The sequence below is a fragment of the Wenyingzhuangia sp. IMCC45533 genome (genome assembly GCF_054111225.1).
In genome coordinates, this window is the sequence record NZ_CM134197.1 from 1,133,939 (window position 1) to 1,156,450 (window position 22,512).

Genomic DNA, 22,512 nt, shown 5'->3' on the forward strand with positions numbered 1-22,512 from the left:
AATTAAGCAACTTTTAAACGGTTCTTACGCTTTTTAATATTCCCTGCAATCACGTAGTGATCGATAGTTGGAGCAAAAACGTTCATTAATAATATAGACATCATCATTCCTTCTGGGTACGCTCCGTTAAATACACGAATCATGATTCCAAAAAAACCGATTAACAATCCGTAAATCCATTTTCCTTTCTCAGTTTGAGCACCAGAAACTGGATCTGTTGCCATAAATACTGCTGCAAAAGCAAAACTACCTACAATTAAGTGTTGCCACCACGGAAAGCTCATTAAAGAATTGTATCCTATAGCGTTAAAAATTAATCCCATAGCTGCACCTCCAATAAAAGTACCTGCAATAATTTTCCAAGAAGCTACCCCTGTGGCTATTAACAATATAGCTCCTAAAGCAATCGCTATTACCGATGTCTCTCCAACGGAACCTGGTATGTAACCCAATATCATATCTGCTACGGACCAATTAGCCGCTCCGCTTACTAGTTGTTGCGCTGGCTCATTGTCTGCTGCCAAAACTCCTAAAATAGTTTCTCCAGATACTGCATCTAAAGTACTTGCATCTGCCACCCATACTTTATCTCCAGACATTTGCGGAGCATATGAGAAGAATGCAAAAGCTCTTGCAATCAATGCAGGATTAAAAATATTCATTCCTGTTCCTCCAAATGCTTCTTTACCAATGAACACGGCAAATACAACTGAAACAGCCAACATCCATAATGGAAAATCGATTGGCATAATTAAAGGAATTAACATTCCTGAAACCAGATAACCTTCTGCTACTTCGTGTTTGTTGTAAATAGCGAACCCAATTTCTATAGCCAAACCTACTCCGTAGGAAACCAATAACATCGGTAAAAATTTCCACGCTCCAAAAATCATACAATCTAAAAAGGCTGTACTTTCTCCTAATTGTGAAAAATGTTGATAACCTATATTATACATTCCAAAAAACATAGCAGGCAACAGAGCAAATATTACCGTTACCATTACTCTTTTTAAATCTACTCCATCTCTAATATGTGCTCCTTTGTTAGTATTGTGTCTTGGCACAAACAACAAAGTATCTATTGAGTTAATTGCTGGGGCAAATTTTTCGAATCTACCTCCCTTGTCGAAAGGCTTTCTTATTTCGTCAAATTTCTTTCTTAAAAAATCCATTATCCTACTTCTTTAATCATTAAATCTAATCCTTGTCTGATGATATGTTGAGCTTCTATCTTAGAACTATTGATATAATCGACCAAAGCAAAATCTTCTGGAGCTACTTCGTAAATCCCTAAATTTTCCATTTTCTCAATATCATTAGCGATACAAGCCTTTAACAACTGTAAAGGATATATATCAATCGGCACTACTTTTTCCATTTCTCCAGTTACTACCAATGCTCTTTGCTCACCATTTAAACTAGTATTCAAACTATACTCTTTACCAGGATTTAACCAAGCAAAAGACGTTTTAGCAAAACTGTGAATAGATTTGCTCCCTACAAAAGGTAGCCATCCAAAAAATCTTGCCTCTGAAGCTTCAGGGATGATGGATATAACATTGTCATAAAATCCTAAATAATCATCTACTTCAATTTTAGTTCCCGTCAAAACGTTTCCAGAAATCACACGAACTCCTTGCACATTTGCATTTGCTGACACAATATCTTTGATATTTTGACCCGCAGCAACGGTAAAGTATTGTGGGTTTTTAACCTCAGAACCAGCTAAAGCAACCAATTTAATTGGATTGTACTTCCCTGTTAAGAACAGTTCTCCAATAATAGCAACTCCTTGCGGGCTTACTGTCCAAACTTTTTCCCCTTGATTAATGGGTGATATTTCTGCAATTTGAGTTCCAACATTTCCAGCAGGATGTTCACCATCTACATTTACAATGGTTGCATTCTCTATTTTGTTGAAAAACGTAGTTTCGTTAGCATTCACTCCTAACGTTACTGAACCACTAGTTAACTTCGTTAAAGCGTTTATTCCGGCTTGGAAAGCCTCCTCTCTACCTGCTAGAACATAAGCATAATTGGGTGCTAACGGAGCCGTATCAAAGGACGAAACATAAATAGCTTTAGGAGCATCCTCAGGACTAGCAATTACATCGTAAGGACGTTGCTTTACATAGGCAAAACTTCCACTTTCCAAAATCTTTTCCAAAACAGCTTCTTTCTCCAAATTTAATGGATTAGCTGCCCCAAAATCTTTAAACTGATCTTCAGATTTTGCTTCGATAACAATAGCCAAAACTTTACGCTTAGCCCCTCTTTTAACTTCTTTAATAGTTCCACTTACAGGAGAAGTAAATTTAATCCTGTCATTCTCTTTGGAGAAAAAAACCACATCACCAACCGAAACCTCTTCCCCTGCTTTGACAGCAAGTTTAGGTGTAATACCATGAAAATCCGTAGGTTTTATAGCGTAGAAAGCAGAACGAGAAGTTACAGCTGTAGTCAAAGCTGCTTGTCCTTTTAGCTTGATAGTTAAGCCTTTCTTTACCCTAATGTCTTTTGACATATTTATAGATTTAATTTATTTTTTACGTATAAAATATGAAGCAAATTTAACTAAAATGACTATTCTTGTGTAAATAATAACGTCTTAATTTTTAATAAGATTTTATTTATAGTCATTCTATATTAATCATCAACACATTGATCTTTGTCTTTGACAAGAACAACAATATAGACAAACAATTACTCACAAAATAGTATATTAGTCAAACAATATTTATAGAATGAATTACTTTTATTTATGGATTGTATTTCTAACAACCTTTAATTGCTTTCCGCAAAGTGAAGATGCCGAAGCGATTAAAACAGTTATCGTTAAAAGTAGTTTACACGAATTTTCTCACCCAGTACACAAACTGGGTAGTAGTATCCATTTCAGTTTTGACGATATAAACGGCACTCAAGAAGAGTACTACTACAACATTGTACATTGCCAAATAGATTGGAGCCCATCTAATTTATCTAACTCCTACTATATTGATGGTTACGCTAATTTTCAGATAAACGATTTTGAAAATTCGTATGGAACTTTGGCTAATTACACACATTATTCTTTTACCATCCCTAATAATGACACGAGAATTACTAGATCTGGAAACTATCTAATCCAAATCGTTAACAACAACGATGAAGTTGTATGCGAAAGAAAAATTGTTATCACAGAAGATTTAGTAAATATCGGGGTTAAAATTTCAGAAAGTAGAGACTTGGAACTATTCAATCAGAAACAAGCTGTATCATTGGTTATAGATACAAAGAACCTAAATATCAATTATCCAAATACCGAAATCAAAACTTATATTTTCCAGAACGGCGATCTAAATTTAAAATCTGAGTTTTTACAACCTACTTTTATAGACAATAATGTTTACACTTATAGACCTAGTAAAAAAACTGAGTTTTTTGCGGGCAACGAATTTTACTATTTTGATAATAATGATATTTTGAGAAACTCCCGTTTTATTTTAAGGAGTTATAGAGAGGGTGATTTTTTTCATTCTATTCTCTATCCAGCCAAGAGTAGAATTCGAGATATCTATAAATTTAATCCAGATATTAATGGAAGTTTTGTCATCAGAAACTTGAATGCTTCAGATTCTGATATAGAAGCAGAGTATAGTATTGTTCATTTTTCGTTATTAAACGAAAAACATTTACAAGACAAAGACATTTACATTTATGGAGCTTTTAACAATTATCAACTAACCGACGAAAATAAACTCGTAGAAGACGCATCAGGAAAATACTTGACCACTAGCATCTATTTAAAACAGGGGTTTTACAATTTCGATTTTGTTACCAAAATTAATGATATTCCTAAAAGAAACTCTGTTAGCGGTTCTTTTTTTGAAACGGAGAACACATACGAGGCCTTGGTATATTTTACGCCCATAAACTCTATATATTATCAAGTTGTAGGGTATGGTGCTGGGAACAGCAAACAACAACTAGAGAATTAATTGTTTTATTTTAAATACTTGTCTATATTTAAAAAACTATTTTGATAAGATGACCGAGGCTACAACACATGGTATAAAAGTATCTGTTAATTCTGTTTTTTGCGGCGTTCAAGAAAGAAGTCAACAAAAACATTATTTGTTTGATTATTATATAAGTGTTGAAAATCTTTCAGCAAGCACTGTTCAACTCCATTCAAGACATTGGGAAATATACGATTCTTTGAATCATACCGAAATTGTAGAGGGTGAAGGCGTAATTGGTATCCAACCTATTTTAAAAAGTGGAGAAAAACACTCCTACAAATCTCACTGTATCTTATTATCGAACTGCGGATCTATGAAAGGACATTATAATATGTTGGATTTAGATAAGAGCATTAACTTTAAAGTTAAAATCCCTAAATTTCAGTTACAAACAGAATCTATACTTAACTAGTTCTTTTGAACTCATAAAACTCATCACCTTGGGCAATATATGCCTCTTGACAATTAGAGGGATGCAAAAAAGTGTAAGGACTATCTGGTGAAAATCCTGGTGTTTCTAATTTAAAAACACCTTTAAAATCGTTGTTTCCTTGTGCTGTGTAACGCGCTATTTCATAGTTATTGTTTCCTAAAAAAGACTCCACCCTAAACCAAGCTCCACTTCCTATACCTCCTAACCACGTACCCTTGTTTAAATTGAATAGATCTTTGTTAGGTAATTCAGTCCCCACCTTATTTACCTCAATGTCAATTTTTTTAAAGAAGCATGCTGCGTATTCCTTTAAGATTGATCGGTTGTGATATTGAGTTATTATTTGATTCTCTATTACGAACACCTCGTCCTTATCTGTTCCTTTAATAGCATTCCCTATCGGACTTGGCGTAAATAAATTAGAGGCCTTTAGCTTTGTTCTCACGCTTTTTTCTTGGCATGAATTAATCACAGTATCAGTTACAAAACGAGCACAATTACTACCTCTCTTTACAAAGGCTCCGTATGGAATTTCTTTCTGCTGAATAAGTGAATCTATATACTTAAGAGCCTTATGGTAATTAATAGAATAGTTAACGCTTGCGACTAATCTGCCCTCCCCATGTGTTTTCTCTGGATGCGCATCTAACCATAGCAACAGTTCATCAATATTTTGCAGTTTCCCTTCTTCAAAAACTGCTTTTAAGGGTATTTGCAACTCTACATCTGTATCTTTAGACCTCACTCTACCGTAGCCAAACGAAGTAATATATCTTCCAAAATCGTAATAATCTACACTCCTTGATTGCTTGTTTATCAATAACAAAGCTGCATGTCCTGCTTGTACAGCATCTTTCCCACCCACTCCAAAAAAAGGCCAAATTTTACTAGAAAATTCAGTATACGCTGGTCTTACTACCGTATCCGGATAGGACAAGACTACAATTACTCCGTCTGCCACCCTCATTATGCGTTCACTAGTGAAAAAATATTGGTGTAATTAAGCTCTTTATCATTCACATAATCAAAGTAATTCATGTGTAAGCTTTTATCTTCCTTAATTACCATTGTTGTACTTACTGTTTCCACTAGGTCTCGTTTCATTTTAATAGTCGTTTCAGCATTTCCAAAGTCTTTATTTTGATGAAACTTTAACACGTCAATAGGCTTTATTTTTGATTGATTTAATCCACTTTTGGCAAACCACTCCACCCTTTGTGTCTTCATCTCATCGTTATATAAGGTTGATGATGACCAAATACTAGGCTTATTACTATCTAATCTATTGATATGTTTTTTCTCCTTACACCAAACCAACTCGTAAATTTGATTGCTTTGATTCCAATCTACAACAATCAGCGTAAAAGGAGCTACTCCATCAAGCTCTAACTCCTTCATTGTTTTTAAAACATCAAAAGACGTTAAAAGTGTTTTAACCACTACACCTCTACTTTTAAGAAACTTTAATTGCGGATTGTGATAAACAAAACCTCCATTTAACAAACATACCAAGCGTTTATTTTCTGAAACACCTATCCACGTTCCGCCAGCCACTTCATCTTTGGGATAAAATAAATTTACTTTGCTCTCAACATAATAGTCTGGGTTTTTGGTTTCTCTATCAAATTTTTCATCTCTGTTAGAGGTAAAAATAAATCCAGATGGAGTGGGTATATAGGTAACGGTGCACATCAGCTTTCTACATTAAAATTATAACAGTGGTTTGGTCTGTAAATCTATTAAAAATTACACTTCTTTAAAATTATAAAGGCATAGGTTTGCTAAGATTCTTAAATTTGCGCTCTCAACTAACAAGTATGCAACGCATAAATAAATCATTTTCTGTTCATAATATTACTCAATTTAAACAACAGGTTTTACTTTGGGGAAATAGACACAGCGTAGTAACTTGGTTGGACTCCAATGAAAATGTAAATTCTAGTATAGAAGGTTTTTTAGCTGTTGATACGCTAAGTGACCTAACTAGTAGCATTAAAGATGCTTTTAAAAAACTAGAACAATACATTAACGAGGTTAATGATTATGCTTTCGGGTTTTTATCTTACGATTTAAAAAATGAAGTTGAAAATTTATCCTCTCAAAATACAGAAGAGTTAGATTTTCCTGAGTTGTATTTTTTTCAACCCAAAAAACTTATCGAAATCTCTAAAAACAAGGTGATTTTTAGATACCCAGAACATTTGCAAGGAGATATTGAAAAAGATTGGCAAGAGATAAACGACATGCGCTTTGAAAAAAACAGTCAGAACAATGTTCGTATAAAAAACAGAATATCAGAGTCTACTTACGTAAAGCAAGTAAATAAGGCTTTAGATTTGATTCACAGAGGAGAAGTTTATGAGATTAATTTTTGTCAAGAATTTTACGGAGAAAATGCAGTAATAAATCCAGCTGTAACCTATTTAAGACTAAACGAAATATCCAAAGCTCCTTTTTCTACTTTTATTAAAAAGGAACATCTTTTTTTGTTATCTGCCTCGCCTGAAAGGTTTTTAAAAAAACAAGGGGATAAAGTTATCTCCGAACCTATCAAGGGAACTGCCAAACGAGAAATAGACGCTATTAAAGATCAAACACAGATAAATAACTTACAGAATAGCACTAAGGAAATTGCCGAAAACATTATGATTGTTGATTTGGTTAGAAATGATTTATCTCATATTGCCCAACCAGGAAGTGTTAAAGTAGATGAGCTTTGTAAAATTTACTCTTTTAAGCAAGTGCATCAAATGATTTCTAGCATATCATGTTTTGCTAAGCCAAATATTCACCCAGTAAATATTATTAAAGCTTGCTATCCTATGGGGAGTATGACTGGAGCTCCCAAAATTGCTGCCATGAGTATTATTGAAGAATTAGAAATTTCTAAAAGAGGACTCTATTCTGGAGCTGTGGGATACTTTACTCCTGATAAGAATTTTGATTTTAATGTGGTGATTAGAAGTATTCTTTACAACAGACAAAAAAAGTATGTTTCGTTTTCTGTAGGAAGTGCCATTACCGCCAAAGCGGATGCCAGGGCAGAATATCAGGAATGTTTGTTAAAAGCAAAAGCCATGAGAAAAGTTTTAACCCAATAAAATTCTTTATTTTTATAAACAAAGCTTAATACTGTGCTTAAAGAACTACAAAATCATTTATCCGATAAATTTCCTTTTTTGAGCGGCCAACAACTACTCGTAGCCGTTTCTGGGGGCATGGATAGTGTAGTACTAGCCCACTTGTTACACACTTTAAATTACAATATTGCCATTGCTCATTGTAATTTTAAATTGAGAGATCAAGACAGTAATCTAGATCAAAATTTTGTAAGAGAGCTAGCCGAACAATTTGAGGTACCTTTTCATACTATTGATTTTGATACTGAAAAATACTGTCAGCAAAATAAAGTTTCTACTCAAATTGGAGCAAGAAAACTAAGGTATCAATGGTTCAAAAAGCTAGCAGACAATCATCAGTATAAATATATATTAACAGCACACCATCTAAACGATGTGATGGAAACTTTTTTCATCAATCTATCCAGAGGTACAGGTATTGAAGGCTTGTGCAGTATTCCTCCTATCAATCAAAATATCATAAGACCTCTTTTAATTTTTTCGAGAAAGGATATTGAGCAATACGTTATTCAGCAAAACATCACTTGGAGAGAAGATAAAAGCAATGCCGAAACCAAATATCTTAGAAATAAGGTTAGACATCGTATCATTCCAGAGTTTTACGAGCTAAACCCTCAGTTTGAAAGTAATTTTAAAACTACTATTCAGAACATACATCAAAGCAAGTCCTTTATCTCCAAAAAAATTAACGAAATAAAAAGTAATTTTTTGAAGCCTGTTGTTGACGAAATTCATATTTCTAAAGAAGAAATGAAATCTCTAAGCGATTTTGAAATTTATGAAATCTTTAAAAATTATGGTTTTACCTCCGTTGTAGAAATAAGAAAAATATTGAAAGCTCAAACAGGTAAAGAACTTATCAGCAACCATTTTCGGCTGTTAAATAATCGAAAATACTTGATACTTTACAAACCTCAGAACACTAGTAACAAGTACGTCATAAAAAATATTTCTGACTTCAGTAATCTTCCTGTGAATCTAATTATTACCGCAGAAAAACAAGTAATTAATACGAATACCATTTGTATTGATTTAGACAAAAACCCGTTTCCGTTTATACTGAGAAAACGCGAAGAAGGTGATACTTTTTCTCCTTTAGGAATGATGGGTACAAAAAAAATTAGCAAATACCTGAAAGACTTAAAACTATCTAAAATAGAGAAAGAGCAGATTTGGATTTTATGTAACAATCAAAATAAAATTATTTGGATAGTAGGACTTAGGGCAGACAAAAACACCACCGTAAAAGATGAGAAAGAAAATGTTATTTATGTAACAAAACAATGATTTTTCTCACCTCATAACATTTGTGTTAACTCTGTAACTATTTAAAGTTAAGTGTAATTTTTTGGTATATTTTTTCACAGTAGATAGCCTTGTTGTATCTTTAGACAAATTAATCTAATAAAGCATGTCTAAACAAACCAAATTAACAAGATTCAACGACAACGTTCTTGCTAAATACCAGGTTTACAATAGTGTTTTTGCTACCTTACCTTTTGACAATGTAAGTAAAACAGGAACTCTTTTACCGTTATTTAACGAAACTTGTATTGAAGGCTTTAAAAGTGGTAAAACTCCCACAGAAATTGTAGATGAATTTTTTGCCAAATACAAAACAGATTCTACAGAAGAAGACAAAATTAGTTTCTTATTCAAATTTATTCAGTACATAGAAAGACAAGTAGTTTTATTTGACGCTATTGAAGATGCTGCATTTCCTATCATTAACAATATGGCGGGTGTTGGTACTATTAGAAATATTAAAGAAGAGGCTAGTTCCAAACGCGTAAGCAAAGAGTTAAGACAATATTTAACAGAATTTAAAACTCGATTAGTACTAACAGCACACCCAACTCAGTTCTACCCTGGTACAGTTTTAACTATTTTAACTGACTTACAAGAAGCTATTAAAAACGATGATCTAAGTCTCATTAAAAAATTATTAGCACAGTTAGGTAGAACTACGTTTTTTGCAGATAAAAAACCAACTCCGTATGATGAAGCTATTAGCTTAATTTGGTACTTAGAAAATGTTTTTTATCATTCAATCAGTAAAATTTACGATTATATTCAATCTCATTTATTTAACGGTGATGATATTGATAACGAAATTATAAACTTAGGATTTTGGCCTTGTGGAGATAGAGATGGAAACCCATTTGTAACTACAGAAACCACTTTACAAGTAGCTAGAAAACTAAGACAAACTATCCTTAAAAACTACTATAGAGATGTACGTAAGTTAAAAAGAAGACTTACTTTCCCTGGTATTTTTGAGATGATGAATGAAATAGAATCTGCATTATACGATAGTTGTATTACGGAAAACTCTCCTATTAGAATTTCCAAAGAATCATTATTAAGTAAAATGATTTCTATTAAAAAAACGCTAAAGGAAGAACACAGTGATTTATTTGTTGATGAGGTAGACAGCTTTATCAATAAAGTTAAAATTTTTGGATTCCATTTTGCTACTATGGATATTAGACAAGACAGTAGAGTACATCATGATGTATTTACTGGAATTGTTAAGGAGTTGCAAGAAAAAGGAGACACTCCCTTCCCAGCAAACTACTTGGATTTATCTCCAGAGGAACAAATTGACGTTCTAGCTAAGATTAAGGGGGATATCAATCCAGACCAATTCTCAGAAGAAATGGTTGTTAGAACTTTAGGTTCTATTAGAGCTATCGGTACTATTCAGCAAGAAAATGGTGAAAAAGGTGCTAATCGCTACATCATTAGTAACAATCAAACAGCACTAAACGTAATGGAAACGTTTGCTATGTTAAACCTTTCTGGTTTTGACAACGGATTAAATGTTGATGTTGCTCCTTTATTTGAAACTGTAGATGATTTAGCTATTGCTCCTCAAGTAATGAGACAATTGTATTCTATTCCAGAATATAGAGAACACGTTGCCAAAAGAGACAACAAGCAAAACATCATGCTAGGTTTCTCTGACGGTACTAAAGATGGTGGATACTTAATGGCCAATTGGGGTATTTACAAAGCCAAAGAAGAACTGACCAAAGTATCTCGTGAATTTGGAATAAAAGTAATATTCTTTGATGGACGTGGTGGACCACCAGCTCGTGGAGGAGGAAAAACTTCTAAATTCTACGCTTCGTTAGGAGAAAATATTGAGAATAAAGAAATTCAGTTGACTATACAAGGACAAACTATTAGTTCTAACTTTGGTAACTTAGATTCTTCTCAGTTTAATATAGAGCAGTTGTTGGGAGCTGGTATCAATAACAAGATATTTAACGATCCAATGAATGCTTCATTGACTGATAATCAGAAAGAGTTATTAGAAGACTTAGCTGAATCTAGTTTTAAAGCTTATTCAGATTTTAAAAATCATGAAATGTTTGTGCCTTACTTAGAACGCATGAGTACTTTAAAATTCTACGGTAAAGCAAACATAGGATCTCGTCCATCAAAACGTGCCAAATCCGACCAGTTGAACTTTGGCGATTTAAGAGCAATTCCTTTTGTAGGTTCTTGGTCCCAGTTAAAGCAAAATGTACCAGGATTTTTTGGAGTAGGTACGGCGTTTAAAAAATATGAAGATGCTGGAGACTTTGATAAAATCCAAGACTTATATAACAATTCTAACTTTTTCAAAACATTACTAGAAAACAGTGTAATGTCTATGGAAAAATCTTTCTTTGAGCTTACTAGCTACATGGCTAAAGACGAAGAATTTGGTGAATTTTGGAATATCATTCACGATGAATTTGAACTGACCAAAAGGTTGCTATTGAAACTAACAGGACATGCAGAATTAATGCAAAATTACCCTGATGGTAAAGCTTCTATAGCTGTTCGTGATTCTATTGTTCTTCCTTTATTAACCATACAACAGTATGCATTAAGAGAAGTTCAAAACTTGAGCAAGCAAACGAATCCAGATACTAAACGTTTAGAAACTTTTGAAAAGATTGTAACTCGTTCTTTATTTGGTAATACCAATGCTAGTAGAAACTCTGCTTAATCAAAAGCTAAATTTAAAATACCAAAGCCTTCTGAATAAAATATCAGGAGGCTTTTTTTTGTGTGTCTAATTTAGAAGAATTAATCAATCTTAAACGGAAGATTTTCACCTTTCAAAAGAGCACTTACACATGGTAGAAAACGCGTGAAACATTTCACAGCGAATGTCGATATACCCCAAAAAACAAGAGCAGTAATTCTAGAATTACTGCTCTTGTTTAAATAAACTTATATTGTATTGTTGTAAATACTTTTTATATTACAAAACAATTTGGTGATAAAACACTTTAGATTTATCTTCCTTTTCTACTTCTAAGAAATACTTTTTAGCTTTTTTAGATCTTGGAACTATCAGTCCTCTGTATTTTTCACTAAAATTTGCATCAACTTCTTTCCCTTTAGCATCTATTAGTTTTAAACTAGAATAATCACCGTTGTACCTAACTAAAACTTCAGTTTTAGCCTTTCTTATTACAATGTTTTTTCTTGATTTACTTCGATCCGCCGCAGAAGCTTCAGCATATATTTGCTCTTTAGATTTGGCTTTTGCTTTGATAAACTCAGCATTTAAACCTGCCAAGGATTCGTAACTATATGTTCCAATTTGTGAGTTATAGTCTCTTTGATTTTCACTATCGCTTGCAGGTGTTTTTACTTCGTTAAGTTCTGCACTATAATATCCTTCGTCTATATCAGCTTCTTTTTGGCTAATACCATTAAGCGATTCGTAAGTATACAAAGAAATAGTACTTTGTCCATAAGATAAACCTACTACAGACATCATTGCGATTAAAATAAAATTTTTCATAATAACATTATTTTTGTTTAATACAAAGTTAAGTCAAACATATATCTGTATATTTTAAGTTAATGTGAACAAATACATTTTACCTCATTTTAATGAAGTTGGTAATAATATTGAAGTAAAAAAACTTAAAAAAAAAACTAACTCAAACTCTTTTTAATTTTTATTAAAGAAATAGCTACTATTTTATCAATTCAACAAACTGCTAAAAATCAGTAACTGCTAAAAGGACACTTTAATGTTAAATTAATGTTAACAAACAAAAAATCCGATGCATAAAACATCGGATTTTTTAAAATTTTTAAATCGAACTGCTTAATAAGCTCTTTTATTATTCCCTTCATAAAAATTAATAAAGGCCTCATTCACAACTCTTTTACCGCCATCTGTAGGGTAATTACCTGTAAAATACCAGTCTCCTTCATGATTTGGACACGCTTGATGCAATCCTTCTATCGTTTGAAATATAATTTCTACATCAGCAGATATTTCTGAAGTCTTGAGCATTTCCGATATTTTGTTAGATATTTCATCCGCAGTAAAGGGCTTGTATATCTCTTTAACAAAGTTTTTTATCCCTGCATCAGTATTACTTCTCTGTTTGATACATTTATTATACACATCTGTTACAATCTGATATCTTCCAGATTCTTTTAATAACTCAATCGCCGCTCTAAAAGCAATAAAATCACCTAGCTTAGCCATATCAATACCGTAGCAGTCTGGATAACGAATTTGAGGTGCAGAAGAAACAACAACAATCTTTTTTGGTTGTGTTCTATCTAAGATTTTGATAATACTCTTTTTCAAGGTGGTACCTCTTACAATACTGTCATCAATAATTACAATATTATCGTCCTTTTTAACCACACCATAAGTAACATCATAAACGTGAGCTACCAAATCATCACGGCTATCATCCGCAGTAATAAACGTTCTTAATTTAGCATCTTTAATAGCCAATTTTTCAAAGCGTGGTCTTTGAGATAAAATATCGCTTACTTCTTGTGCACTTAAATTTCTTCCTCCGTTTAATATTTTTTGTGTTTTTTGCTGATTTAAGTAGTCTTCCGCAGCTTCACACATTCCGTAATAAGAAGTTTCTGCCGTGTTAGGAATATATGAAAACACTGTATTCTCTAAATCACCATCAATACTTTTAATGATTTGAGGAAAAACTCTCACTCCTAGGTCTTTTCTCTCGTTGTAAATATCAGCATCTCCACCTCTAGAAAAATAAATACGTTCAAAAGAACAAGCTTTTTTAACCGTTGGCTCCAAAATTTGCTCTACGGTAACTTTTCCGTTTTTCTTAGCAATGATAGCATGACCAGGATCCAATTCTTTAACATCTTCTTTTTCTACATTAAACGCAGTTTGAATTACAGGTCTTTCAGAGGCTACCACCAATACCTCATCATCTTTGTAATAGAACGTTGGACGTATTCCTGCCGGATCTCTCATCACAAAAGCATCTCCATGACCTAATAAACCAGCCATAGCATAACCTCCGTCAAAACTTCTGGTTGCTCTTTTTAATATCTTAGGAAGATCTACTCTCTCTGCAATGACGGGAGAAGCTTCTTTTTTTGTGTAATCTTCTTTAATATCTTGATAAATGGCTTCCACCTGATCATCTAAAAAGTGACCAATTTTTTCCATTACCGTAACCGTATCTGTGCTTTCCTTTGGATGTTGCCCTAGTTCTATCAACTCATCTAATAACTGTTTGTTATTAGTCATATTGAAATTCCCGGCAACAATTAAATTTTTATGTCTCCAGTTAGATTGACGTAAAAACGGGTGTACATTTTCCATAGAATTTCCTCCAGAAGTTCCATAACGTGCATGCCCCAAAAACAAATTTCCAATAAATGGAGTATTTTCCTCTAACCAAGCAACGTCGTCTTTTTTATCTGGATTCGCATCAATGGTTTCACTAATTCTCCCATTAATTTTTTTAAATATATGTTGAATAGGTTGTTGTTTGTTAGAACGTATTCTACTAATATATCTACTCCCAGGATTTACGTTAAACTTGATACTTGCAAAACCAGCTCCGTCTTGTCCACGGTTGTGCTGTTTTTCCATTAACAAATACATTTTGTTTACTCCGTAAAAAGCAGTACCATATTTTTCTTTATAATACTCTAAAGGTTTTAGCAACCTCACCATTGCAATACCACACATATTGTATCTTTTATGAATTTAAACTTTACCAATAAGCAAAGCCTTTATTTTTTTGCAAAACTACAAAGAAAAATTCGTTAACTCTTTAAATTTCTCTAAACGGTCTTCAACCTCCTTGGTCGTAACTTCTGCTATTCTCTTAACACCAAATTCTTCTACCGTAAAAGAAGCCAAGTTTGACCCCCAAATTACAGCATTTTTAATATTTTCAAAAGTTAACTCTCCTTGCTGAGCTAAATATCCTGTAAAACCTCCTGCAAAAGTATCTCCAGCTCCTGTAGGATCAAAGACATCTTCTAAAGGCAATGCAGGTGCAAAGAACATTTTCTCGTCATGAAATAACAATGCCCCGTGCTCTCCTTTTTTAATTACTACATATTTTGGTCCCATTCCATGGATAATTTTAGCTGCTTTTACCAAAGAGTATTCTCCACTCAACTGCTGAGCCTCTTCATCATTAATGGTAATTACGTCTACTTTTTTTAGAACCATTTTTAAGTCGTCTAAAGCAATATTCATCCAAAAATCCATCGTATCTAACACCACCATTTTTGGTTGAGAGGTCAATTGCTCCAAAGCAGCATTTTGTACTAACGGATGTAAGTTCCCTAGCATCACAATTTCAGCATCTTTATAAGCATCTGGTACTACGGGACTAAAATGTTCTAATACATTTAGTTCAGTCACCAAAGTATCTCTCTTATTCATGTTCGTGTGATATTTCCCACTCCAGAAAAAAGTTTTACCTTCTTTAACAATTTCGATTCCTTCGGTATTGATATTCTTCCCGTGTAAAAGATCAAAATACTCTTGAGGAAAATCGTTTCCAACAACAGACACTAAACCTGTGTTTACATTGTTAAAATTACTTGCTGATAATCCGATATAGGTCCCTGCTCCACCTAAAATTTTATCTGTTTTCCCAAAAGGGGTTTCAATAGCATCAAACGCTACTGTACCTACAACCAACAGTTTACTCATTGTTATTTATGTTTTTTTATAAGTTACAAGCTAGCTAACTTATTATTGTACGCTTGCTTATTACTCAGTATCTTTGTGGCTGCAAAAATAAGCTTAAAATATGACTATCAAAGAAATACAAGAGGAAATTGTAGATGAGTTTGCCATGTTTGATGACTGGATGGAGCGTTACGATTACATGATAGAACTAGGAAAATCTATTCCAATTATTCAAGAGCAATATAAAACGGACGACAATTTAATTAAAGGTTGCCAATCTAAAGTTTGGCTACATTCCGAATTAGATGGAAACAAATTAAATTTTTATGCAGATAGCGATGCCATTATCACCAAAGGAATTGTAGCTGTACTATTGAGGGTTTTTAATCAACAAACTCCCAAGGATATTTTAGATGCAGATTTGGGTTTTATAGATGAGATAGGACTTAAAGAACATTTATCAGCTACCAGAGCTAACGGATTGGTGTCTATGATAAAACAAATCAAACTATATGCTTTAGGAATGCAAAGCAAACTTAACTCATAACCTCATAAAACAACAAACCAACATATTATGGAACACCAAGAAACTGTAGAAATAGGAGATAAAATTGTGAATGTTTTAAAAACAATTTACGATCCAGAAATACCCGTAGATATATACGAGTTGGGTTTAATTTACGATGTTTTAGTAAACGATAATAAGCAGGCTAAAATACTAATGACCTTGACCTCTCCTAACTGTCCTGTGGCGGAAACCATGCCTAAGGAAGTTGAAGATAAAGTTTGTGCTTTGGAAGAAATTGATAGCGCAGAAGTAGAACTAACTTTTGATCCTACTTGGACTCAAGATATGATGAGTGAAGAGGCTAAATTAGAGTTAGGATTTCTTTAACAGCATCACCTAAAATAGGCAGTTCGTAGTTTTTTTTAAAATCAGGCAACTACCTATTTTATAACGAATACTATTATACGATAAAAATGGACGAAATTGTAAACAGAGTAGCCAGCAGCAATCTAATTAATATAGATCTTGAAGATTTTTACCCAAAAGGCGAACGTGTTTTGTTTGACATTAAAGATTGGTTGTTTCAAGAATTAATCTTAAAAGAAAAAGACTTTAGAGAAAAAGCTGACCAGTATGATTGGTCTCAATTGCAAGACAAATACGTAGCATTTACTTGTAGCGCAAATGCTATTATTCCTTCTTGGGCATATCTACTATTAGCAACCAAAGCAGCTAAGTTTGCAAAAAAATGTGCTATTGGAGATTTAACTACGCTTGAAACTATTTTATATGTAGAAATTATTTCTAAATTTGACCTTGGTCAATTTGAAAATAAGCCTGTGATTATAAAAGGATGTGCGAACAAACCGATACCAGAATCGGCATATACACTTTTGATAGAAAAACTTATTCCGATTGCCAAAACAATTATGTACGGTGAAGCATGCTCTACTGTACCTTTATTCAAAAAAACTAAATAAATTATAAATGAAAAAAATTACGACACTAGCATTGGTACTTTGTTCTGTTGTATCGTTTGCTCAAGACAAGGAAAGCAACTGGAAAAAAGCAGGAGTCTTTACCTTATTATTCAATCAATCTGCCTTTAATAACGACTGGCAAGGTGGTGGAATTAACAATATTGCTGTTAACGCCAACATTAACTACGACATCAACTACAAGAAAGAAGATATTATTTGGGATACTAAATTTTTACTTGCCTACGGTAGTACAAAAAATGATGCTCCTGACGGATTTCAAAAAACGGACGATCGTTTAGAAATTAACACTTTATGGGGTAAACAAGCTACCGAAAGATGGTATTATTTAGCCTTTGCAAATCTTAGAACTCAATTTGATGAGGGTTTAAATAAAGATGGAATTGCTATTTCTGATTTCTTTTCTCCTGCATATGTACAGGTAGGTCCAGGTATGTTGTGGAAAAAATCTGACAATTTTAAAATTAACATTGCTCCTGCAACGGGAAGATTTGTTTTTGTGGATTCTAAATTTACTGAAGATGGTCCTTCATTTGGAGTAGATCAAGGAGATACTGTTAAAACTGAAGTTGGTACGAGTTTAGCTATTTACTATAAAACCAATGTGGTTAAAAATGTATCCATCGAAAACATTTTTAATGCTTTTGCAAATTACCTTGCAGATGATGGTAAGCACGATGCTGTCGATTTTGATTACACGCTTAATATTGCCATGAAAATTAACGAATACTTATCAACCAACATTACTGCACAAGCTATTTATGATAAAAATGCTGTAGCCGCTATACAGGTTAGAGAAGTTTTTGGAGTAGGATTTAATTACAAATTCTAAATAGCTGAGAATATTAATATTACTTTGTTTAGACCATTTCTAACACTAAAAAAGAGGCTTTAAAGCCTCTTTTTTAGTGTTAGTTTTGAACGTTTCCATTATCATCATATTCCGAATACAAATAGTTATTGTATGGGAATCTTTTGGCATGAATTTCACGAATCATGTCAAAAGCTTTGTCTTTAAATTCTTCTAAATTCTCCTTGTTAATTGCAGAAATAAATACACAATCCTCTTCTATTCTAGACATCCAAGATTTTTGAAGCTCTTCTAAAGTATAGTGTTTTTCGGTTTTCTCTGTGACCAAGTCATCTTCATCAATTACTTGATGTGTGTAATTATCTATCTTATTAAAAACCATCAAGGTAGGTTTATTCGCACTTTCTATTTCCTTTAGAATCGTGTTTACGGAATTGATATGATCTTCAAACGTTGGATGAGAGATATCAACAACATGCAATAACAAATCTGCCTCTCTAACCTCGTCTAAAGTAGATTTAAAAGATTCTACTAACTGAGTGGGTAACTTTCTTATAAATCCAACAGTATCTGTTAGTAAAAAAGGAACGTTTTTAATCACTACTTTTCTAACAGTGGTGTCTAAAGTAGCAAAAAGTTTATTTTCCGCAAACACTTCACTTTTACTAATCACATTCATTAAGGTAGATTTTCCTACATTGGTATAACCTACCAAAGCCACACGAACCATTTTACCCCTATTTTTGCGTTGCACAGCCATTTGTTTGTCTATGGTTGCTAACTTCTTTTTTAACAACGATATTTGATCTCTTACGATACGTCTATCTGTTTCTATTTCTGTTTCTCCTGGTCCACGCATACCAATCCCCCCTTTTTGCTTATCCAAGTGAGTCCATAATTTGGTTAAACGTGGCAATAAATATTGACACTGAGCTAATGCTACTTGAGTTCTTGCATAACTTGTTTGAGCTCTTTGCGCAAAAATATCAAGAATCAACGTTGTTCTATCTAGAATTTTAGTGTCCAGTACCTTTTCTATATTTCGCAATTGAGCAGGAGATAGTTCATCATCAAAAATAATGGTTCCTATATCGTGCGTTTCTATATACACCCTCACATCTTCTAATTTACCAGTACCTATAAAGGTTTTAGGATGTGGTTTGTCTAGTTTTTGAACAAATCTTTTTACAGCGACTCCTCCGGCAGTATTTACCAAAAACTCCAACTCATCTAAATACTCCGTAGATTGAGCTTCGTCTTGATGTTGTGTGATTACCCCTACAAGGACTGTTTTTTCAGAAGTTACTTTTTTTTCGTCTATCATATCACAAAGGTAAACAATTACTTAATTCGCTAGCTATGGGCTGTGGTTGATAATATTCAATTTTACCATACATTCGTGCCTCTTTGTTTGATAAGTATCATGAATAAAGATATCTTTACGCTTCTTAAAAAAAAGATAGTGGCAGAAGACAACTTATTTTCAATTGCTTTTTATAATACTGAAAACTTATTTGATTATAAGGACGATAAACACACTTTAGACAGTGATTATACTCCAGGTGGTAGAAAAAAGTGGGGACACTATAGATACCAACACAAAATAAACAAAATAGCAAAGGTTATATCTAAAATAGGAACCGAACAGTGTGTTTTTCCTCCTGTTTTAATGGGATTGGCCGAGGTTGAAACCAAACAGGTTGCCTTAGATATTATCCATAGTGAAACTTTGAGATATTTGAACTACGATTGTGTTCACTACGAATCTCCTGATGAACGAGGTATCGATGTAGCTTTGCTTTACCATAAAGATTTTTTTGAACTCCAACACTCTGAGCCCATTCACGTAGATGTCTTTGAAACTAACGGAGTTAAAGATGATACTCGTGATATTTTATATGTTAAAGGTAAATTATATGGTGAAGAGACTCATGTATTCGTTAATCATTGGCCCTCAAGAAGAAAAGGTATTGACAAAACGCACCTCAAGAGAATATCACTCGCAAGATTGCTAACAGTTAAAATAAACGCGATTCTAAAGGAGGATGAAAATGCCAAAATTATCATCATGGGCGATTTTAATGACGATCCCACTTCTGAAAGTATTGCTAAGTATCTAGTATCAAATACTATTACCAATCCGACCGAAAAATTACATACTGCTAAAAACGGAACTCTAAATCACAATGGGGCTTGGCACTTATTCGACCAAATTTTGCATAGCAAAGCTTACCAAAGTCATATTGGAAATCAATTCGTGAAGTCCGAGATTTTCAATCAAGAATTTTTAACAGATTGGACAGGTAGAAATAAAGGGGAACCTTTAAGAACCTACATCGGTAAATTCTATAGAGGTGGTTTTAGCGACCATTTTCCCATCTTTAGTATCTTTAAAAAATAACGTACTTTTAAAAAAAGTATCATTCGTTGAAAAAACATCAATTACTACAAGAGTTATATAATTTACAAGTTAACAGCTCTAACAACGGTTATCTTGATGGAATTTTTGCATCACAACGATATCACCCCTTCTTGGGATATAAAAGAGAAGATGAAAATGTATTTTTCTCAAGCGCAATTACTTACACACTGCAAGAACACTTATCACATTTTAATAAAGAGGAAAAAATACTTGCTAAAAAAATTATAGACAAAACAATACGTTGTTATCCCCATTTTGAGAATTTTAAAGGAGGAATTACTTATAATTTTTTTAAAACCCATCCTATGGATTATTTTCCTAACGGATTTGTGATGCATCGTTTCAAACAATTTAAGTTGGCAGATGATGCAGATGATACTGCTTATGTGTATTTAACAGATAAACAGCAAAATCAAAAATCACTTAAAAAAAAATTAATTAAACACGCTAACGGAACACTTACATGGAACACCTTTCTTCCTGAAGGATACAAAAGCTTGAAAGCCTATAGCGTGTATTTTGGCAAAAAAATGCACATTGAAATTGATGTCTGTGTGCTTTCCAATATTCTATTATGGAATTTTGCTATCGATTTGCCTTTAAAAAGACAGGACAAAGACTCTTTATTATTTATTGAAAAAGCCGTTCGTTCTAAAGACTATATTACCAAACCTTATCTTGTGTCTCCGTGCTATCCCACCACAAGTCAAGTTTGTTACCACATTAGTAGGCTGATTGGTAAATACATGAATAAAAATCCAACGCTGACTCATTTAAAACCTATACTGATTAAAGATATATTAAAATATAAAGAGCATGAGAATACAACCAAAGTAGACGAATTGCTATTAAATATTTCTTTACTGAATCTTAATATTGAACCTGAAAAAACATTAGATATAGAACTTGATGAGTTTATAAAAAATACTTCTTTTTTTTACACTTCTATTCCTTTAATGGTCCCTAATCAATGGATGAGAAGCCTACAAAAATATTCTTTATTAAACCGCATGTTTGGGCTAAGAACCCAATGTACTGCTTACACTATAAGTCTACTTATAGAATATTTGGCTCTTAAAGACAAAAAAATGGCTATCCACCAACCGTAGGTGAATAGCCATTTTGTATTTATAAATTGGTTACTAAATATTAGCAGCCAACCAGTCTCCAACTTCTGAAGTTCCATAAGATTTACCTCCATCAGCTAAATCTTCTGTTACCATACCTTCTGCTAAAGCTTTGTTTACAGAAGCTCTAATTGCTTTTCCTTCTTCTTGTAATCCAAAGTTCTCAAACATCATAGCCGCAGATAATACTGTTGCCATTGGGTTTGCAATGTTTTTTCCTGCTGCTTGAGGATATGAACCGTGAATCGGCTCAAACAAAGCAATATCAGACCCCATAGATGCAGATGGCATTAACCCCATAGACCCTGAAATTACAGAAGCTTCATCTGTTAAAATATCTCCAAATAAGTTTTCTGTAATCAATACATCGTAAGAGTTAGGCCACTGTACCAAACGCATAGCTACTGCATCAACAAATTCGTAAGCTACTTCTACCTCAGGATATTCAGCTTCCAAACCTTGTACTGTTTCTCTCCACAAACGAGATGTCTCTAAAACGTTCGCTTTATCTACACAACAAAGTTTTTTAGAACGGGTCATTGCCAACTCAAATCCTTTACGTGCCAAGCGAGTCACTTCTTCTTTTGTATAAACACAGTTATCAAAAGCAGTATCTCCACCGTCTCTTCTACCTTTTTCTCCAAAGTAAATTCCTCCAGTTAATTCACGTAAAAAAACCAAGTCAGTTCCCTCTATACGTTCTTGCTTTAATGGAGATTTGTCTAATAGAGATGGAAAAGTAAATGTAGGACGTACATTAGCGAATAATCCTAATGCTTTACGCATTTTTAACAAACCTTGCTCTGGACGAACCTTTGCCGTAGGATCATTGTCAAAACGTGGATGTCCAATGGCTCCAAATAATACAGCATCAGAAGATTTACAAATCTCGTGAGTTTCATCTGGATAAGGCTCTCCAACTGCATCAATGGCAGCTGCTCCTGTTAAGGCTGGTTTCCAAGTTAAATCATGTCCAAATTTTGCAGCAATTGCATCAGAAACTTTTACTGCCTGATCAATTACTTCTGGTCCAATTCCGTCACCAGCTAATAATGCAATGTTTAATTTCATTTTTTGTTATTTTAAGAATTTTAGAATACTTGTTAGTTTTA

The 22,512-nt window shown here is 33.3% G+C and carries 20 protein-coding genes; 11 read left to right on the forward strand and 9 right to left on the reverse strand.

The window, feature by feature from the left end; all coding sequences use genetic code 11:
• Positions 1–2: 2 nt before the first annotated feature.
• Both ACXGQW_RS04980 and ACXGQW_RS04985 read right to left on the reverse strand, forming a co-directional pair.
• Positions 3–1,172 carry an NADH:ubiquinone reductase (Na(+)-transporting) subunit B gene (locus tag ACXGQW_RS04980; RefSeq protein WP_457823992.1) on the reverse strand — a complete coding sequence of 390 codons (1,170 nt, stop codon included), beginning with the start codon at positions 1,170–1,172 and terminating at the stop codon, positions 3–5.
• On the reverse strand, positions 1,172–2,524 hold the full coding sequence (locus tag ACXGQW_RS04985) for a Na(+)-translocating NADH-quinone reductase subunit A (protein WP_457823993.1): 1,353 nt from the start codon (positions 2,522–2,524) through the stop codon (positions 1,172–1,174). The genes ACXGQW_RS04980 and ACXGQW_RS04985 overlap by 1 nt, the downstream gene beginning before the upstream one ends.
• A gap of 220 nt (positions 2,525–2,744) precedes the next feature.
• Here ACXGQW_RS04985 and ACXGQW_RS04990 point away from each other — a divergent pair, with 220 nt between their 5' ends.
• Together ACXGQW_RS04990 and apaG are read left to right on the forward strand one after the other, a co-directional pair.
• Complete coding sequence (locus tag ACXGQW_RS04990) at positions 2,745–3,980, forward strand: type IX secretion system plug protein (RefSeq protein WP_457823994.1); 1,236 nt, start codon at positions 2,745–2,747, stop codon at positions 3,978–3,980.
• 49 nt (positions 3,981–4,029) lie between these two features.
• Positions 4,030–4,416 (forward strand): Co2+/Mg2+ efflux protein ApaG, encoded by a 387-nt coding sequence (apaG, locus tag ACXGQW_RS04995; RefSeq protein ID WP_457823995.1) that lies wholly within the window; start codon positions 4,030–4,032, stop codon positions 4,414–4,416.
• Here apaG and ACXGQW_RS05000 read toward each other — a convergent pair.
• Both ACXGQW_RS05000 and ACXGQW_RS05005 read right to left on the reverse strand, forming a co-directional pair.
• Positions 4,409–5,404 (reverse strand): DUF6695 family protein, encoded by a 996-nt coding sequence (locus ACXGQW_RS05000; protein ID WP_457823996.1) that lies wholly within the window; start codon positions 5,402–5,404, stop codon positions 4,409–4,411. The two genes, apaG and ACXGQW_RS05000, sit on opposite strands and share 8 nt — an antisense overlap.
• On the reverse strand, positions 5,404–6,129 hold the full coding sequence (locus tag ACXGQW_RS05005) for an NRDE family protein (RefSeq protein ID WP_457823997.1): 726 nt from the start codon (positions 6,127–6,129) through the stop codon (positions 5,404–5,406). Before ACXGQW_RS05005 ends, ACXGQW_RS05000 begins: the two co-directional genes overlap by 1 nt.
• Positions 6,130–6,254: 125 nt before the next feature.
• Here ACXGQW_RS05005 and ACXGQW_RS05010 point away from each other — a divergent pair, with 125 nt between their 5' ends.
• From ACXGQW_RS05010 to ACXGQW_RS05020, 3 genes are all read left to right on the forward strand, one after another.
• Complete coding sequence (locus ACXGQW_RS05010) at positions 6,255–7,538, forward strand: anthranilate synthase component I family protein (protein WP_457823998.1); 1,284 nt, start codon at positions 6,255–6,257, stop codon at positions 7,536–7,538.
• A gap of 33 nt (positions 7,539–7,571) precedes the next feature.
• On the forward strand, positions 7,572–8,864 hold the full coding sequence (gene tilS / locus ACXGQW_RS05015) for a tRNA lysidine(34) synthetase TilS (protein ID WP_457824000.1): 1,293 nt from the start codon (positions 7,572–7,574) through the stop codon (positions 8,862–8,864).
• A 124-nt stretch (positions 8,865–8,988) separates the two neighbouring features.
• The gene (locus ACXGQW_RS05020) at positions 8,989–11,580 is read left to right on the forward strand and encodes a phosphoenolpyruvate carboxylase (protein WP_457824001.1); all 2,592 of its coding nucleotides are present in this window, start codon (positions 8,989–8,991) and stop codon (positions 11,578–11,580) included.
• 258 nt (positions 11,581–11,838) lie between these two features.
• Here ACXGQW_RS05020 and ACXGQW_RS05025 read toward each other — a convergent pair whose 3' ends face one another.
• From ACXGQW_RS05025 to ACXGQW_RS05035, 3 genes are all read right to left on the reverse strand, one after another.
• Entirely contained in the window at positions 11,839–12,387 is a 549-nt protein-coding gene (locus tag ACXGQW_RS05025; protein WP_457824002.1) for a hypothetical protein, read from the reverse strand.
• 312 nt (positions 12,388–12,699) lie between these two features.
• Positions 12,700–14,574 carry an amidophosphoribosyltransferase gene (locus tag ACXGQW_RS05030; protein ID WP_457824003.1) on the reverse strand — a complete coding sequence of 625 codons (1,875 nt, stop codon included), beginning with the start codon at positions 14,572–14,574 and terminating at the stop codon, positions 12,700–12,702.
• Between the two features lie 60 nt (positions 14,575–14,634).
• Positions 14,635–15,555 (reverse strand): PfkB family carbohydrate kinase, encoded by a 921-nt coding sequence (locus ACXGQW_RS05035; RefSeq protein ID WP_457824004.1) that lies wholly within the window; start codon positions 15,553–15,555, stop codon positions 14,635–14,637.
• A gap of 100 nt (positions 15,556–15,655) precedes the next feature.
• Here ACXGQW_RS05035 and ACXGQW_RS05040 point away from each other — a divergent pair, with 100 nt between their 5' ends.
• The 4 genes from ACXGQW_RS05040 (at position 15,656) to ACXGQW_RS05055 (ending at position 17,872) form a co-directional block, all read left to right on the forward strand.
• Positions 15,656–16,081 (forward strand): SufE family protein, encoded by a 426-nt coding sequence (locus ACXGQW_RS05040; RefSeq protein ID WP_457824005.1) that lies wholly within the window; start codon positions 15,656–15,658, stop codon positions 16,079–16,081.
• A gap of 27 nt (positions 16,082–16,108) precedes the next feature.
• Positions 16,109–16,429: a DUF59 domain-containing protein gene (locus ACXGQW_RS05045; RefSeq protein ID WP_457824006.1), complete on the forward strand. Its 321-nt coding sequence runs from the start codon at positions 16,109–16,111 to the stop codon at positions 16,427–16,429.
• A gap of 86 nt (positions 16,430–16,515) precedes the next feature.
• Positions 16,516–17,022, forward strand: a complete 507-nt coding sequence (locus tag ACXGQW_RS05050; RefSeq protein WP_457824007.1) for a DUF2480 family protein — start codon at positions 16,516–16,518, stop codon at positions 17,020–17,022.
• Between the two features lie 7 nt (positions 17,023–17,029).
• Positions 17,030–17,872: a DUF3078 domain-containing protein gene (locus ACXGQW_RS05055; protein WP_457824008.1), complete on the forward strand. Its 843-nt coding sequence runs from the start codon at positions 17,030–17,032 to the stop codon at positions 17,870–17,872.
• Between the two features lie 79 nt (positions 17,873–17,951).
• Here ACXGQW_RS05055 and hflX read toward each other — a convergent pair whose 3' ends face one another.
• On the reverse strand, positions 17,952–19,175 hold the full coding sequence (gene hflX / locus ACXGQW_RS05060; RefSeq protein ID WP_457824009.1) for a GTPase HflX: 1,224 nt from the start codon (positions 19,173–19,175) through the stop codon (positions 17,952–17,954).
• Positions 19,176–19,274: 99 nt separating this feature from the next.
• Here hflX and ACXGQW_RS05065 point away from each other — a divergent pair, with 99 nt between their 5' ends.
• Complete coding sequence (locus tag ACXGQW_RS05065; protein ID WP_457824010.1) at positions 19,275–20,252, forward strand: endonuclease/exonuclease/phosphatase family protein; 978 nt, start codon at positions 19,275–19,277, stop codon at positions 20,250–20,252.
• A 26-nt stretch (positions 20,253–20,278) separates the two neighbouring features.
• On the forward strand, positions 20,279–21,382 hold the full coding sequence (locus ACXGQW_RS05070) for a hypothetical protein (RefSeq protein ID WP_457824011.1): 1,104 nt from the start codon (positions 20,279–20,281) through the stop codon (positions 21,380–21,382).
• A 33-nt stretch (positions 21,383–21,415) separates the two neighbouring features.
• On the opposite strand, the gene leuB is transcribed toward ACXGQW_RS05070, so the two are convergent.
• Positions 21,416–22,471 (reverse strand): 3-isopropylmalate dehydrogenase, encoded by a 1,056-nt coding sequence (gene leuB, locus ACXGQW_RS05075; protein ID WP_457824012.1) that lies wholly within the window; start codon positions 22,469–22,471, stop codon positions 21,416–21,418.
• Positions 22,472–22,512: the final 41 nt, after the last annotated feature.